Below are 14,660 nucleotides of genomic sequence, written 5' to 3'. Positions count from 1 at the left end.
ATCAAAAAATAATCAAAACAATCAAAATGAAAAAAATAATTTACTTAATGGCAATTGCCATCACAGTCATTTCTTGTAAAAAAGAACCGAATAATTTTGTTACTTTTTCAGGAAAAATAAACAATAAAAATGCCGAATCTGTTGTAATTTCGAACCCACAATTCAAATTTAAAAAAACAATTGAGTTAGATCAAAATGGTTCTTTTAGCGATACAATGAATGTTAAAAGTGATTTTTACCGTCTTTCTAACGGACAAAAAACAACAACCTTATACCTAAAAAATGGCGACGATATTACCTTAAATATCGATGCTAACGATTTTTTAAAGACGGCTAAATTTACAGGAGAAGGTGCTAATGAAAATAATTTTTTAGCAAAAGTAATTTTATTACAAGAAGATTTTTTTAAAGATAAAAACTTATATAACTTATCTAAAGAAAAATTTGATACCAAAGTAAATAATTTTGTCAATGATTTTAACGCTAACATGAAAAGTACAACTTTAGATAGCGCATTTGTTTCTTTTCAAGAAAAAAATATTACAGGATTAACAAAGTATTTAAACAAAACCTATGCTGATAAATCATATTCGGCAACAAAATTAGTCAAAGGAGCAGTATCGCCTAAGTTTGTTACATATGAAAATCATAAAGGTAGAAATATATCTTTAGATGATTTAAAAGGAAAATATGTCTATATTGATATGTGGGCAACTTGGTGTAATCCTTGTAAACAAGAAATTCCTTTTTTACAAAAAGTTGAGAAAAAATATCATGGTAAAAAAATTGAGTTTGTAAGTATTTCTGTAGATGATCAAAGAGATTATGAAAAGTGGAAAAAAATGGTTGCTGATAAAAATTTAAGCGGAATTCAATTGTATGCAAAAGGTGATAAAACTTTTTCAGGAGCTTATAAAGTAAACAGTATTCCTCGTTTTATTTTAATTGATCCACAAGGAAATATTGTAGATGCAAATGCACCAAGACCTTCTAACCCTAAGTTAATTACTTTATTTGATTCTTTAAAAATTTAAATTTTTTCCTCTAAAAAAAATATTATTTATAGCTAAAATCCTGTAACTAAGTTGCAGGATTTTTTGGTTAAATCTTATAAAAATAAACTATTTTTCTTTAGATTGATTAAAAATAAGTATCTTTGCAGTGTGAATTGTACCATTAAACATACCTCCTCTCAAATTTTAGTCTCTAAAGCTAGAAATAGCTATCGGTTAAACTTGGGCTATAAAGTAATTGACTTTACTTTTTGTCAACTGTTAGCATTTCGAAAAAAAATATTAGATAATTCTTCTTATCAAGCTTTAGAAAATATTATAGAAGGAGACAATTTTATACTTATTTTTGTTGCAGATAATAAACATTTACTACTACTCGATATTCCTCAAATTATAGAATTAAAAGAGGCTTTATTATCAGCTTTCAAATAAAAAAACAAGTCTCCTATTCAATTTACTAAGACTGCTTTTAAATTAGTCTCTTAAGGCTTTTTGAAGCTATTTATTAAGTATCTTTATAACATCAAATAATACAAAAATAAGATACTATGGAAATAGCAATAAGAAGAGATATGATTTTGGATGTAGCAGTAGTAGATTTGCTAAATCATCAAGTAATGATGGAGCAACAAGCTTCTTCAAAATATTTAGCAATGGCATCATGGTGCGACCAAAGAGAACTTAGAAATAGTGCCACTTATTTCTATAATCAGGCGGAAGAAGAAAGAACTCATATGATGAAAATATTTAAGTTTATTAATGATAATGGTGGAAACGCACAATCTCCTACGGTATCAGAAATTACACATGAATATGAAAGTTTACGTGCTGTTTTTGAAGCTTCTTTAGATGCCGAAATTGAAGTAACTAACGCTATTCATCATACATTTAAAACTGCAAGAAAAGTAAGTGATTTTACTTCAGAAATATTTTTACAATGGTTTATCACCGAACAAGCTGAAGAAGAAGAAAAAGTAAGAGATATTTTAGATATGATAGATTTAATGGGAGACATGCCTTTAAAAATGATTGACGAGCGTATTCCTACTGCTTAAAAATAATATCATAAAAATATTATATATAAAAAAGGTTCATATTTTCATACGAACCTTTTTTATTTTTAAACTATTTTATACTAATTTTTAGTATCTGTAGTGTTCTGGCTTAAATGGCCCTTGAACAGTTACACCAATATAAGATGCTTGGTCTTCACGTAATTCAGTAAGCTCTACTCCTATTTTAGCTAAGTGTAAGTTTGCTACTTTTTCATCTAAATGTTTTGGTAACATATAAACTTCATTTTCGTAAGCCTTTCTGTTTGTCCAAAGTTCGATTTGTGCTAACGTTTGGTTTGTAAATGAATTACTCATTACAAAACTTGGGTGACCTGTTGCACATCCTAAGTTTACTAAACGTCCTTCTGCTAAAACAATAATGTCGTTTCCTGCAATATTGTATTTATCAACCTGAGGTTTGATAGTATCTTTTGTATTTCCGTGGTTTGTATTTAACCAAGCCATGTCAATTTCGTTATCGAAGTGACCGATATTACAAACAATAACTTTATCTTTCATTGCCTCAAAATGACGACCTTGAATAATATCTTTATTTCCAGTAGTTGTAATAATAATATCAGAATTACCAACAACAGTTTCTAAACGTTTTACTTCAAAACCGTCCATTGCTGCTTGTAACGCACAAATTGGGTCAATTTCAGTAACAGTAACGATAGAACCTGCACCTTTAAAAGAAGCTGCTGTACCTTTCCCAACATCACCATAACCACAAACAGTTACACGTTTTCCTGCTAACATAATATCAGTTGCACGACGAATTGCATCAACTGCAGATTCTTTACATCCGTATTTGTTATCAAATTTCGATTTTGTTACAGAATCGTTTACGTTAATTGCTGGCATTGGTAAAGTTCCTGCTTTTACTCTGTCATATAAACGGTGAACTCCTGTTGTAGTTTCTTCTGATAATCCATTAATTCCTTCAGCTAATTCAGGATAACGGTCTAAAACCATATTGGTTAAATCTCCACCATCATCTAAAATTAAGTTTAATGGTTTTTTATCTTCACCAAAAAATAAAGTTTGCTCAATACACCAGTCGAACTCTTCTTCTGTCATATCTTTCCAAGCATAAACAGGCGTTCCAGCAGCAGCAATTGCAGCGGCAGCTTGGTCTTGCGTAGAAAAAATATTACAAGAACTCCAAGTTACCTCAGCACCTAAAGCTTGTAAAGTTTCAATTAAAACCGCAGTTTGAATTGTCATGTGTAAACATCCTGCAATTCTTGCACCTTTTAATGGTTGTTCGTTTTTGTACTCTTCACGTAAACTCATTAATCCTGGCATTTCAGCTTCTGCCAATCTAATTTCTTTTCTTCCCCAATCAGCTAAAGAAATATCTTTTACTTTAAAAGGAACGTATGCAGCGGTTTTTGTGCTCATATTTATGTATATTTATGTATCTAAATTTTTAATATAGCAAAATTACAAAATAACTTTTTAACTTATGCCTGTTCACAAAACATTAACTGTAAATTCAAACACTAACGTATTGATTTGGAAGATTGAAGAATCTTTTGAAGAATTATCGGAAAATATTACGCTCAATAATCGAAGTATTAACAGGCTCAATAGTATGAAATCCGACTTACATCGTAAAGGTTTTTTAAGCGTTAGACAGTTATTAAAACAGGCTAATTATACTGATAATGACCTAATTTATGATGAATTTGGAAAACCTCATTTAAAAGATGGCAAATTTATTTCGATAACACATTCCTTTATTTTTTCGGCAATTATTATTTCTGATGATAAACCTGTTGGAATTGATATTGAAAAACAACGAGATAAAATTGTCAAAATCGCACCAAAATTTACGCCTATTGAACAATATAAATCAATAGCAAATCATGATGCTTTAGTTAATAAATTAACCATTGTTTGGGGTGCAAAAGAAAGTTTATATAAAATTTATGGAAAGAAAAAATTACACTTTTTAAAAAATATTTATATTGATGATTTCTCTTTTGAAACCAATCAAACTTTAGGAAGAATTTTATACCAAGGCATTACCGATGAATATAAAATCTACTTTTTAGAAACCGAAGGCTTTACGTGTGTTTATGCTATTTAAAGTATCTTTGTTGTTTTAGAGCCTGTTTAAAAATTAAATAAAAACCAAATTCTCGTCATTCTGAATTTATTTCAGAATCGCATAAAGAGAAGAACTACAACAAATCAGGATGCGAAACTGAAATAAATTCAGTTTGACAGATTCAATTTTTCAACTATAAAATGTTTTTAAATGAAATTTAAACAGGCTCTTAAATTTTCATTATAAAGTATATCAAAAACACAAAAAAACATCAAAAAACGCATGAAAATATCAGTAGAACTTACTTTAATGCCACTTCAAAATGAATTTGAAAAACCGATTATCAATTTTATAAAAAAACTAAGAAATTCAGGTTTAACAATTCTTGAAAATCCGTTAAGCACACAAGTTTATGGTGATTATGATGCTGTAATGCAATTATTAACTTCGGAAATAAAAGACGCTTTCGAATTAATAGACAGCGGAATAATTTTGTTAAAAATTGTAAAATCTGACCGCAGTAAGTATGAGCCTACTTTTTAATTTTAATACTGTTTTTGATTTTCTTTTTAGCCAATACAGCAGTTATGATTCTTTAGATATTTGGCTTGAAATTATTGCTGTCATTTTTGGTTTTTTATCTGTTTGGTATTCTAAAAAGAATAAAATTTGGGTGTTTCCAACAGGAATGATTAGCACGCTTATTTTTGTCTATTTACTTTTAAAATGGCAATTATTAGGCGATATGATGATTAACGCCTACTATTTTATAATGAGTATTTACGGCTGGTATCTTTGGACAAGAACTGTAGATAATTCAGTAGTAAACCCGATTTCAAAAACAACTAAAAAAGAGCAGAAAACCAGTATTTTCATCTTTTTAGCAACATTAATTTTCGTGTATGCCGTTTATACTTATTTTGATAAATGGAATAATTGGACAGCTTATGTCGATACTTTTACCACCGCAATTTTCTTTGTAGGAATGTGGCTGATGGCAAAGCGAAAAATCGAAAATTGGATTTATTGGATTATTGGCGATATTATTTCCGTTCCCCTTTATTTTTACAAAGGATTTACATTTACAAGTTTTCAATATTTAATATTTACTTTTATTGCCGTTAGCGGTTATTTAGCATGGAAAAAAGACTTAAACAACAAAAAAGCAATCTTGTAAAGGTTGTTTTATTTGGGCCTGAATCAACTGGAAAAACTACTCTTTCTGGTCAATTAGCACGACATTACAATACTGTTTGGACTCCAGAATTTGCCCGTGAATATTTGCAAGATAAATGGAATAACGAGCGTAAAATTTGCGAACAAAAAGATATTATTCCCATTGCCGAAGGACAAATTAATTTAGAAAATGAGTTATCAAAAAAAGCCGATAAAGTATTAATTTGCGATACCGATTTACTAGAAACAAAAGTATATTCCGAAGAATATTATGGTGGTTTTGTAGATGCTAATTTAGATGAAGCAGCCATTAAAAACACCTACGACATCTATTTTTTAACCTATATTGATACACCTTGGGAAGCCGATGATTTGCGTGATAAACCTGGTGAACGCTTAGAAATGTTTACCGCTTTTGAAAACACCTTAATAAAATACAAACGTCCGTATGTTTTATTAAAAGGCGATAAAGAAACACGTCTTAAAAAAGCTGTTGCCATTATTGATGAATTACTTGCTAATAAAAAAGATTTATATTCTTTTTCTACTCTTTTAAACGATGAATATTCCCGAACTAATTAAAGAATTACATTTTAAAGCCACTAGAAGTTCTGGTGTAGGCGGGCAACATGTAAATAAAGTATCTTCTAAAATTGAACTTTCTTTTGATGTTTTAAATTCAAAGGAATTATCAGAAAATCAAAAAGAAATACTTTGTACAAAACTCGCTTCTCGCCTAACAAAAGAACAGGTTTTAATACTTTTTTCTGATGAAACTCGCTCACAACACAGAAATAAAGAATTGGCGATCAAACGTTTTTTAGCACTTATCAAAGACGGTTTAAAAAGACCCAAAATAAGACGTGCAACCAAACCTAGCCGAAATTCGGTACTAAGAAAACACGAAAATAAAAAACGACAAAAGTTAAAAAAATCGCTCCGAAAAAAACCGAATTTAGAGTAATTTTACCGTGAGAAAATAAAACCTTATCCTTACGCAAACAACGTAGCAAAAGCTTCTTCAATTTTACCGACTAAAAGCAATTTTATCGAGTGATTTTTTGAAGATATTTTGTTATATTTTGATGCTACTAAAGTTTTATAGCCTAATTTTTCAGCTTCTAAAATACGTTGGTCGATTCTTGAAACAGGTCTTATTTCTCCTGATAAACCAACTTCGGCAGCAAAACACACATTCGGGTTTATTGCCATGTCTTGATTGGAAGAAATAATTGCGGCAACAACGGCTAAATCAATTGCGGGGTCATCTACACGGATTCCTCCGGTAACATTTAAAAACACATCTTTTGCGCCTAATTTAAAACCTGCTCGTTTTTCTAAAACAGCCAAAATCATGTGTAATCTTTTTAAATTATATCCTGTGGTAGAACGCTGTGGAACTCCATAAACTGCGGTGCTTACCAAAGCTTGAATTTCAATCATTAATGGACGGATTCCCTCTAGAGTTGAAGCAATTGCAGTTCCGCTTAAATCGGCATCTTTTTTAGATATTAATATTTCTGACGGATTAGAAACTTCTCGTAATCCTGTAGATAGCATTTCGTAAATTCCTAACTCGGCAGTGGAACCAAATCGGTTTTTTTGAGAGCGTAAAATTCTGTACGTATGATTTCTATCGCCTTCAAATTGTAAAACAACATCGACCATGTGTTCTAAAATTTTGGGTCCTGCGATATGCCCGTCTTTATTAATATGCCCGATTAATAAAACTGGTGTTCCTGTTTCTTTGGCAAATTTTATCAGCTCGGCGGAGGTTTCTCGAATTTGAGAAACACTTCCTGGTGATGCTTCAATGGTATCGGTATGTAGGGTTTGAATAGAATCGATAACCAATACATCGGGTACTACTTCGGCAATATTTTTAAATATTTTTTGGGTGTTGGTTTCTGTTAAAATTAAACAGTTTGAATTGCTTGCTTCTAAGCGTTCGGCACGCATTTTTATTTGCGATTGACTTTCTTCTCCTGAAACATACAGTACTTTTTGAGGAATATTCAACGCTATTTGTAGCAATAATGTTGATTTTCCTATTCCTGGTTCTCCTCCTAATAAAACAACGGCTCCTTTTACAATTCCTCCGCCTAAAACGGTGTCTAATTCGGTGTTTTTAGTAGCAATACGCTCCTCAGAATTTAACTCAATATCTTGTACTTTTAAGGGTTTCGAAACTGTTTTCCCTATATTTTCAGGGGTTTTCCAGCTTCTTTTTTCTTCTTTTTGAATTACTTCTTCAACAATGGTATTCCATTCTTTACAGGTATTGCATTGCCCAGCCCATTTTGAATGTTGTGCGCCACAGCTTTGACAGGAAAACGTCGTTTTTATTTTTGCCATTGGAAGTAATTTGAAGTTTTTTAAAAATCTTATTCGTACTATTATAAGTAAGATTCAAAGTTACAAACTAATCGTTAGATATGAAGTGTTGTTTTTTAAAAGCTTGTTTAATTTTGATGTAAGAATTTTACTCGAAAACTGCGTTAGCGATTGAATGGCGTGTTTGAGTAATGAAAGCGCGACCTGCAAGGGAACGCCCAAAAAATTATTGTTATTTCTTGTTCTTATTATAAAGCGGTAAAAATAAAAATGCCAAGCCTCCGAAAATGATAATCATAGCGGTTTGTGACGTCCACATAATCCAACCGAAAGCGGTTGCCGGTTCTGCCGATACTCCAAATAAAGCCATTGCTCCTGCTACGGCAATTGGGTATAAACCGATGCCTCCATTGGTGGCTGCGATGCTAAATGCGCCTGCTATAAAACCGATTAAAACGCCGCCTAACGGAACTTCTAAGCCGTTTATTGAAGGGATTGTTGCCCAAAACATACACACGTACATTGCCCAAATAAACACGGTGTGGAATATAAATGCCCACTTGTGTTTCATTTTAAAAATGCTTGTTACGCCTTCGACTAAGCCTGAAATAAAGCTTTTAATTTTTAAACCAATTCCTGATTGTGCTTTTTTTACATAACGGGTTATGGCGTAAAAAACAAGGGCTAAAACACTTAAAATAATGACGATTCTTAGCGGGTCAAAATTTTTGGTAAGCAATTTATAAATAAAATCGAACTGTAAAAAAAGGGTGATTGCAATGATGCTTAACATCATAATTATATCGGCAATTCTTTCGGCTACAATGGTTCCGAATCCTTTTTCAAAAGGAATATCTTCGTAGTTTGCCATTACAGCGGCTCGTGAAACTTCACCTGCTCTTGGTAGTGCTAAATTGACTAAATAACCGACCAAAACAGCTAATGTGCTATTGCCAAAATCGGGTTTATACCCCATTGGTTCTAACAGAAATTTCCACCTGTAAGCTCTTGATAAATGGCTTAAAATCCCAAAAAATAAGCCCAAGGCTATCCAACTGTAATTGGCGTCTTTAAAATACTGAACTAAAACATCTAACGAAATTTTAGAAACAGAATACCAAACTAAAAAACCGCCCAAAATGAGCGGTAATATAATTTTTAAAGCTTTTTTTAAATTCAAAATTTAAGAATCTAGGTAAGTGTATTGTCGGCTTCGTTAGGAAAAACTAAAGAAGGTGTAAATTTCTTTGCTTCTTCTAATTCCATAAACGCATACACGATTAAAATTAACACATCGCCTTTGGCTACCTTTCTGGCTGCGGCACCGTTTAAGGTGATTTCTCCACTTGCGCGAGGTCCTGGTATGGCGTATGTTTCTAAGCGTTCGCCATTATTGTTATTCACAATTTGAACACGTTCGCCTTCAATAATTCCTGCTGCATCCATTAAATCTTCATCAATGGTAATGCTTCCTATATAATTTAAATCGGCACCCGTAACTTTTACGCGGTGGATTTTAGATTTTACTACTTGTACTAACATATTACAAAAATAGTTTTTTAATGATTAATGTATTGTTTTTTGTTGATTTTTATTTTAATCGGATATTATCTATCAATCGAATATCGCCTGCAAAAACGGCAATAAAGGCACGATATTTTTCGTTTTCGGCTTTTATTTTAACAGTTTTTAGGGTTTCTTCGGATGCAATAGTAAAATATTCTAAGCGTAATAACGGATGTTTTTTAAACTTTTTAACCACCCATTTTGTTACTTTATCTGCACTTTTTATGCCAAATTTTTTCTTGGCTTTTTTTAGTGTTCTATAAATAAATGGTGCAACGTCTCGGTATTCTTCCGATAAACGGCTATTGCGAGAACTCATTGCCAAACCATCTTCTTCCCTAAAAATAGCACAGCCTTTTACTTTTACAGGAATCTGGTGTTTTTTAACCAGTTTTTTGATGATTTGTAATTGTTGGAAGTCTTTTTTACCAAAATAAGCCGTGTTTGGTGCTACTATTTCAAATAATGATTTTACAATAGTTCCTACACCATCAAAATGTCCGTCACGAAATTCTCCTTCCATTTGATGCTCTAATCCGTCAAAATTAAAGGTATCAGCAGTTATATTATTGTCATAAATTTCGGCTACTGATGGCAAAAATAATACCTCACAATTTACACTTTCTAAAAGGGCGATATCTTGGTCAATCGTTTTTGGATAATTTACCAAATCTTCTTGATTATCAAACTGCGTAGGGTTTACAAAAATACTCACTACCGTAATAGCATTGTGCTGTTTTGCTTTTTTTATCAGCGATAAATGCCCTTGGTGCAAAGCGCCCATCGTAGGCACAAATCCTATTGATTTATCAGCCTTTTTAAGACTTGCTAAATATTCTTTTAATGCTGATTTGGTTTTATAAATTTTCATGGTCTTATAGTTGGAAAAGGTGCAAAATTAGCAATTTAACATCATTATAGCATAAATTTTCGTATTTTTGCTTCTTTAATAAAAGAGACAGATTTAATGAAGGATAAGAGAATATTATACGTTTCATCAGAGGTAATACCTTATTTACCTGAAACAGAATTATCGTCTACTGCATTCAATGTTGCTAAAAATGCACATTCTAAAGGAGTTCAAACCCGTATTTTCATGCCTCGTTTTGGCGTAATTAACGAACGAAGGCATCAATTACATGAAGTTATTCGTTTGTCTGGAATGAATTTAATAATTAACGACATGGATATGCCGCTAATTATCAAAGTTGCTTCAATCCCTAAAGAAAGAATGCAGGTGTATTTCATTGACAATGAAGAGTATTTTAAGCGTAAAGCAGTATATTCTGATGAAGATGATAACATGTTTACTGATAACGACGAGCGTATGATTTTCTTTGCAAAAGGAGTCGTAGAAACAGTAAAAAAATTAAACTGGGCACCTGATGTTATTCATATTCATGGGTGGATGGCGTCTTTACTTCCATTATATTTAAGAGAATTTTATAAAGAAGAACCATTATTTACAGAAAGTAAAATTGTAACTTCGATTTATGAAAATAATTTTGAAGGTGAATTAAATACTGAATTGGCAAATAAAGTTCGTTTTGATAAAATTGAGGAAGCTAAAATTGCAACAATTGCAACTCCTAATCAAATCAATATTTTAAAAAGTGCTATTGAAAATTCAGACGCTATTGTAAAAGGTAGTGAGGTTTTACCTGATGAAATTAATGCTTTTATTGCTGAAAAAAGCACCAAGGTTTTAGAATTTCAATCAGAAGAAACTTTAGCCGAAGCATATTTAGATTTCTATAAAGAAAATGTTTTAGAATTAAGCGAATAAACAATACAAATGATTAAAAAAATTGGTGGTTTAGGTATTAGCTTGCTATGTTTAGCAGCTATGGTGTCGTGTGAAAAAGATTTTAGCGACCTAGGAGGTCATGTGGTTGCTAACACAAAGTTTGAAACTGGTGAACTATTATTAGACGTTGAAATTGAAAAAATTGACATCGCAAATACCAATACAAACGATGCTTATAAAGCCGTTAGGGCAGATAATATTAGTCTTGGTTCTTTAGGTGAATATTGGCTAGGTGTTTCTAAAAATAATGAAAATTATAAAGGAATTGAAGCCTCTGTTATTAGTCAATTAGCGTATGTGTCAGGGCTAAAAAACAAAGCTATTTCTGGTACTGATACCATTTATAACTTAGACAAGGTTATTTTAAAAATACCTTATAAGACAACTGCTAAAACAACATCTAAACAAGAAACAAGTTTTGAACTTGATTCGTTTTTAGGGAACTTAACGGAGCCTACTTCTTTAAAAGTGTTTCAAAATGAAACGTTTTTAAAAAATGACAATCCTACGTCAAATAATCCTGGTAAAAGGAATACCTATTTATCGAATGCTGAATATTTAGGGGATAATTTATTAAATGAAGATCCTGATTTTACCTTTATTATCGATACAAAAAAAGATACTGTTTTTAACTATCAAAGAATAGATAGAATGGACACTTCTAAAACATATTTAGAAGCTGTTAAAGTTAAAAAATCAAGTAAAACTGCTGCAGTACCTTTTTTAGCAATTCCTTTAGATCTTGCTAAAATGAAGACCTTATTTTGGGATAAATTTGAAGGTGCTAATTTTGCATCTAAACAAGCTTTTGATGTTTATTTTAAAGGATTAAAAATTATGGCCTCTGGTGAAAAAGGCGCTTTGATTCCTTTAAATTTAACCAATGATGCTTCTTTGGTATTTCAGTATTCGAAAGCTATTTCAAAAGAAGGTAAAGTTGCAAGTAGCGAAAATGAAGAATATTCTTTTGCTTTATCAGGTATTAAAAATAGTAAATATGTAATGTCTGAAGCAAAAACACCTGTACCTTCTAACAACTTTGTAATTCAAGGAACCGCAGGTTCAATGGCTAAAATTACACTATTAAACACTACAAAACTTCAAGAGTTAAAAGCTGAGCATTTATTAATCAATGATGCTTCGTTAACTTTTCATGTAAATCAGAATATTAATACCGATAAAAAAATAATTCCTCAAAAATTATTTATTTATCAAAATATAGACAAAGGAATAGAAGGTGTTCAAGCTACACAATTAACGGATGCTTATAAAGAAGCGGCTGTTTTTGGAGGTAATCTTGAAGTATCAGAAGATGATAAACCTGAAAAATATTCTTTTAAAATAACAGATTACATCACTAATTTATTAGAAGGTAACGGTAGTATTGACCCTTTAGTTTTAAAGGTTTACAACAATCCTACAGACAACGCTTTTAAAAATAAAATACCTGATGTAAATGTTAAAACCTATAATTGGAACCCAAGAGGGGTTACTTTATTAAACGGAAATAAAACAGCTAACGGAATAAAAAGGGCTGTATTAAAAATATCATATTCAAAAGAAAAATAAAACATTGCTATGTGTGGAATTACAGGATATATAGGGCATAGAGAAGCTTACCCAATTGTTATTAACGGATTAAAACGTCTAGAATATCGAGGATACGATAGTGCTGGAATTATGATGTACGATGGTGAAACAATTCATTTGACAAAAACAAAAGGAAAAGTTGCTGACCTAGAAATCATTACCAATAAAGACCAAAAAAGAAAGAAAGGATCTATAGGTATTGGGCATACACGTTGGGCTACTCATGGAGTACCAAACGATGTAAACTCACATCCTCATGTTTCACAATCTGGAGATTTAGTGATTGTTCATAATGGAATTATTGAAAATTATGACACCATAAAAAAAGAATTAATCTCTAGGGGTTACACCTTTAAAAGTGATACTGATACAGAGGTATTGGTAAACCTTATTGAAGAGGTTAAAAAGAACGAAAAGTGTAAATTAGGAAAGGCAGTTCAATTAGCGCTTACAAATGTTATTGGCGCTTATGCAATTGCTGTTTTTGATAAAAACAAACCAAACGAACTAATTGTAGCACGTTTAGGAAGCCCAATTGCTATTGGTGTTGGAAAAAACAACGAAGAGTTTTTTATAGCTTCGGATGCTTCTCCATTTATCGAATATACCAAAGATGCTATTTATTTAGAAGATGGTGAATTAGCGATCATCAAAAAAGATAAAGGAATTAAAGTTCGTCAAATTGAAAATGATAAAGAAATTGACGCTACCGTTCAAGAACTTCAGTTAAGCTTAGAGCAAATTGAAAAAGGTGGTTATGAGCATTTCATGTTAAAAGAAATTTACGAACAACCAAAAGCTATTATTGATACTTACAGAGGACGAATGTTAGCCGATCAAGGTATTATTCGTATGGCAGGTATTGATGATAATTTATCAAAATTCACCAACGCTAGCCGAATTATTATCGTGGCTTGTGGTACCTCTTGGCATGCTGGTTTGGTTGGAGAATATCTTTTAGAAGATATGGCACGTATTCCTGTTGAAGTAGAATATGCTTCTGAATTTAGATACCGTAACCCAATTATTAACGAAAACGATGTGGTAATCGCTATTTCTCAATCAGGAGAAACTGCCGATACTTTAGCGGCTATTAAATTAGCAAAATCAAAAGGAGCTTTTGTTTTTGGAATTTGTAATGTAGTCGGTTCTTCTATTGCTAGAGAAACTCATGCTGGTGCTTATACCCATGCAGGTCCTGAAATTGGCGTTGCATCAACAAAAGCATTTACTACGCAAATAACCGTTTTATCATTAATTGCGTTAAAATTAGCACAAGCAAAAGGAACGCTATCTAAATCTGCTGTAAATACCTATTTACAAACCTTACAACAAATTCCTGCGCAAATAGAAACCTTGTTAAAAGCAGATGCGCAAATTAAAGAAATTGCAAAGGTTTATAAAGATGCTAAAAACTGCTTGTATTTAGGTAGAGGATTTAATTTCCCTGTGGCTTTAGAAGGTGCTTTAAAACTTAAAGAGATTTCATATATTCATGCAGAAGGATATCCTGCTGCCGAAATGAAGCACGGTCCTATTGCTTTAATCGATGAAGACATGCCTCTTTTTGTAATTGCAACCAATAAAGGGCATTACGAAAAAGTAGTAAGTAATATTCAAGAGATAAAATCAAGAAGTGGTAAAATTATCGCTATTGTAACAGAGGGAGATACTACGGTAAAAGAAATTGCAGATCATGTGATTGAAATCCCTGATACTGACGAAGCTTTTACACCGTTATTAACCACAATTCCTTTCCAATTATTATCGTATCATATTGCGGTTTTATTAGAAAAAAATGTAGATCAGCCAAGAAATTTAGCGAAATCTGTAACGGTAGAATAAACTGTTATAACCATAATAAAATTAAGAATCCTGAGATAGTATCTCAGGATTTTTTTTTATTATTTATTTTTCGAAAAGTAAGATAAAGATACTCCACTATCAAAAAATAGCTATTTTCAATATTTAAGAGCCTGTTTAAATTTGTAAAATAAAAAGAAAAAGGTTTCTGAAATTCTATTAAAATGTTTCTTTTGTGGTTCTCAAAACAAAAAAGATGT

The 14,660-nt window shown here is 31.6% G+C and carries 16 protein-coding genes; 11 read left to right on the top strand and 5 right to left on the bottom strand.

Going from position 1 to position 14,660, the window contains the following annotated elements:
- The first annotated feature begins 26 nt into the window (after nt 1-26).
- From AQ1689_RS05880 to AQ1689_RS05870, 3 genes are all read left to right on the top strand, one after another.
- Entirely contained in the window at nt 27-1,034 is a 1,008-nt protein-coding gene (locus AQ1689_RS05880) for a TlpA family protein disulfide reductase (RefSeq protein ID WP_101914986.1), read from the top strand.
- A gap of 102 nt (nt 1,035-1,136) precedes the next feature.
- The gene (locus tag AQ1689_RS05875; protein ID WP_180947542.1) at nt 1,137-1,445 is read left to right on the top strand and encodes a hypothetical protein; all 309 of its coding nucleotides are present in this window, start codon (nt 1,137-1,139) and stop codon (nt 1,443-1,445) included.
- Between the two features lie 116 nt (nt 1,446-1,561).
- Nucleotides 1,562-2,068, top strand: coding sequence for a ferritin (locus tag AQ1689_RS05870; RefSeq protein WP_101955497.1), 507 nt, complete (start codon nt 1,562-1,564; stop codon nt 2,066-2,068).
- A gap of 87 nt (nt 2,069-2,155) precedes the next feature.
- Here AQ1689_RS05870 and ahcY read toward each other — a convergent pair whose 3' ends face one another.
- Entirely contained in the window at nt 2,156-3,472 is a 1,317-nt protein-coding gene (gene ahcY, locus AQ1689_RS05865) for an adenosylhomocysteinase (protein WP_101955496.1), read from the bottom strand.
- A 64-nt stretch (nt 3,473-3,536) separates the two neighbouring features.
- Here ahcY and AQ1689_RS05860 point away from each other — a divergent pair, with 64 nt between their 5' ends.
- The 5 genes from AQ1689_RS05860 (at nt 3,537) to arfB (ending at nt 6,264) form a co-directional block, all read left to right on the top strand.
- Complete coding sequence (locus tag AQ1689_RS05860; RefSeq protein ID WP_101955495.1) at nt 3,537-4,163, top strand: 4'-phosphopantetheinyl transferase family protein; 627 nt, start codon at nt 3,537-3,539, stop codon at nt 4,161-4,163.
- 243 nt (nt 4,164-4,406) lie between these two features.
- Nucleotides 4,407-4,667 carry a hypothetical protein gene (locus AQ1689_RS05855; protein WP_101955494.1) on the top strand — a complete coding sequence of 87 codons (261 nt, stop codon included), beginning with the start codon at nt 4,407-4,409 and terminating at the stop codon, nt 4,665-4,667.
- On the top strand, nt 4,651-5,301 hold the full coding sequence (pnuC, locus tag AQ1689_RS05850; RefSeq protein ID WP_101955493.1) for a nicotinamide riboside transporter PnuC: 651 nt from the start codon (nt 4,651-4,653) through the stop codon (nt 5,299-5,301). The genes AQ1689_RS05855 and pnuC overlap by 17 nt, the downstream gene beginning before the upstream one ends.
- The gene (locus AQ1689_RS05845; protein WP_101955492.1) at nt 5,262-5,882 is read left to right on the top strand and encodes an AAA family ATPase; all 621 of its coding nucleotides are present in this window, start codon (nt 5,262-5,264) and stop codon (nt 5,880-5,882) included. Before pnuC ends, AQ1689_RS05845 begins: the two co-directional genes overlap by 40 nt.
- Complete coding sequence (gene arfB, locus AQ1689_RS05840) at nt 5,860-6,264, top strand: alternative ribosome rescue aminoacyl-tRNA hydrolase ArfB (RefSeq protein ID WP_101955491.1); 405 nt, start codon at nt 5,860-5,862, stop codon at nt 6,262-6,264. The genes AQ1689_RS05845 and arfB overlap by 23 nt, the downstream gene beginning before the upstream one ends.
- A gap of 29 nt (nt 6,265-6,293) precedes the next feature.
- On the opposite strand, the gene radA is transcribed toward arfB, so the two are convergent.
- The 4 genes from radA to panC all read right to left on the bottom strand — a co-directional run bounded on the left by radA (nt 6,294) and on the right by panC (nt 10,071).
- Nucleotides 6,294-7,655: a DNA repair protein RadA gene (gene radA / locus AQ1689_RS05835; protein WP_058885984.1), complete on the bottom strand. Its 1,362-nt coding sequence runs from the start codon at nt 7,653-7,655 to the stop codon at nt 6,294-6,296.
- A gap of 211 nt (nt 7,656-7,866) precedes the next feature.
- Nucleotides 7,867-8,814: a lysylphosphatidylglycerol synthase transmembrane domain-containing protein gene (locus AQ1689_RS05830; RefSeq protein WP_101955490.1), complete on the bottom strand. Its 948-nt coding sequence runs from the start codon at nt 8,812-8,814 to the stop codon at nt 7,867-7,869.
- Between the two features lie 11 nt (nt 8,815-8,825).
- Nucleotides 8,826-9,176: an aspartate 1-decarboxylase gene (panD, locus tag AQ1689_RS05825; protein WP_101914196.1), complete on the bottom strand. Its 351-nt coding sequence runs from the start codon at nt 9,174-9,176 to the stop codon at nt 8,826-8,828.
- 49 nt (nt 9,177-9,225) lie between these two features.
- Nucleotides 9,226-10,071, bottom strand: coding sequence for a pantoate--beta-alanine ligase (gene panC / locus AQ1689_RS05820; protein WP_101955489.1), 846 nt, complete (start codon nt 10,069-10,071; stop codon nt 9,226-9,228).
- A gap of 96 nt (nt 10,072-10,167) precedes the next feature.
- On the opposite strand from panC, the gene AQ1689_RS05815 reads away from it, so the two are divergent.
- Genes AQ1689_RS05815 through glmS form a run of 3 tightly spaced genes read left to right on the top strand, consistent with a single transcriptional unit; the run spans nt 10,168 to nt 14,442 of the window.
- Nucleotides 10,168-10,986: a glycogen/starch synthase gene (locus AQ1689_RS05815; RefSeq protein WP_101914194.1), complete on the top strand. Its 819-nt coding sequence runs from the start codon at nt 10,168-10,170 to the stop codon at nt 10,984-10,986.
- Nucleotides 10,987-10,995: 9 nt separating this feature from the next.
- Nucleotides 10,996-12,576: a DUF4270 family protein gene (locus AQ1689_RS05810; RefSeq protein WP_101955488.1), complete on the top strand. Its 1,581-nt coding sequence runs from the start codon at nt 10,996-10,998 to the stop codon at nt 12,574-12,576.
- 9 nt (nt 12,577-12,585) lie between these two features.
- Nucleotides 12,586-14,442 carry a glutamine--fructose-6-phosphate transaminase (isomerizing) gene (glmS, locus tag AQ1689_RS05805; RefSeq protein ID WP_101955487.1) on the top strand — a complete coding sequence of 619 codons (1,857 nt, stop codon included), beginning with the start codon at nt 12,586-12,588 and terminating at the stop codon, nt 14,440-14,442.
- The last annotated feature ends 218 nt before the right edge of the window (nt 14,443-14,660 follow it).

It is taken from the genome of Tenacibaculum finnmarkense (assembly GCF_900239185.1).
Lineage (GTDB): Bacteria > Bacteroidota > Bacteroidia > Flavobacteriales > Flavobacteriaceae > Polaribacter > Polaribacter finnmarkensis.
The sequence above is the reverse complement of the archived record's forward strand: the minus strand, read 5'-3'. Positions and strand labels throughout refer to the sequence as shown.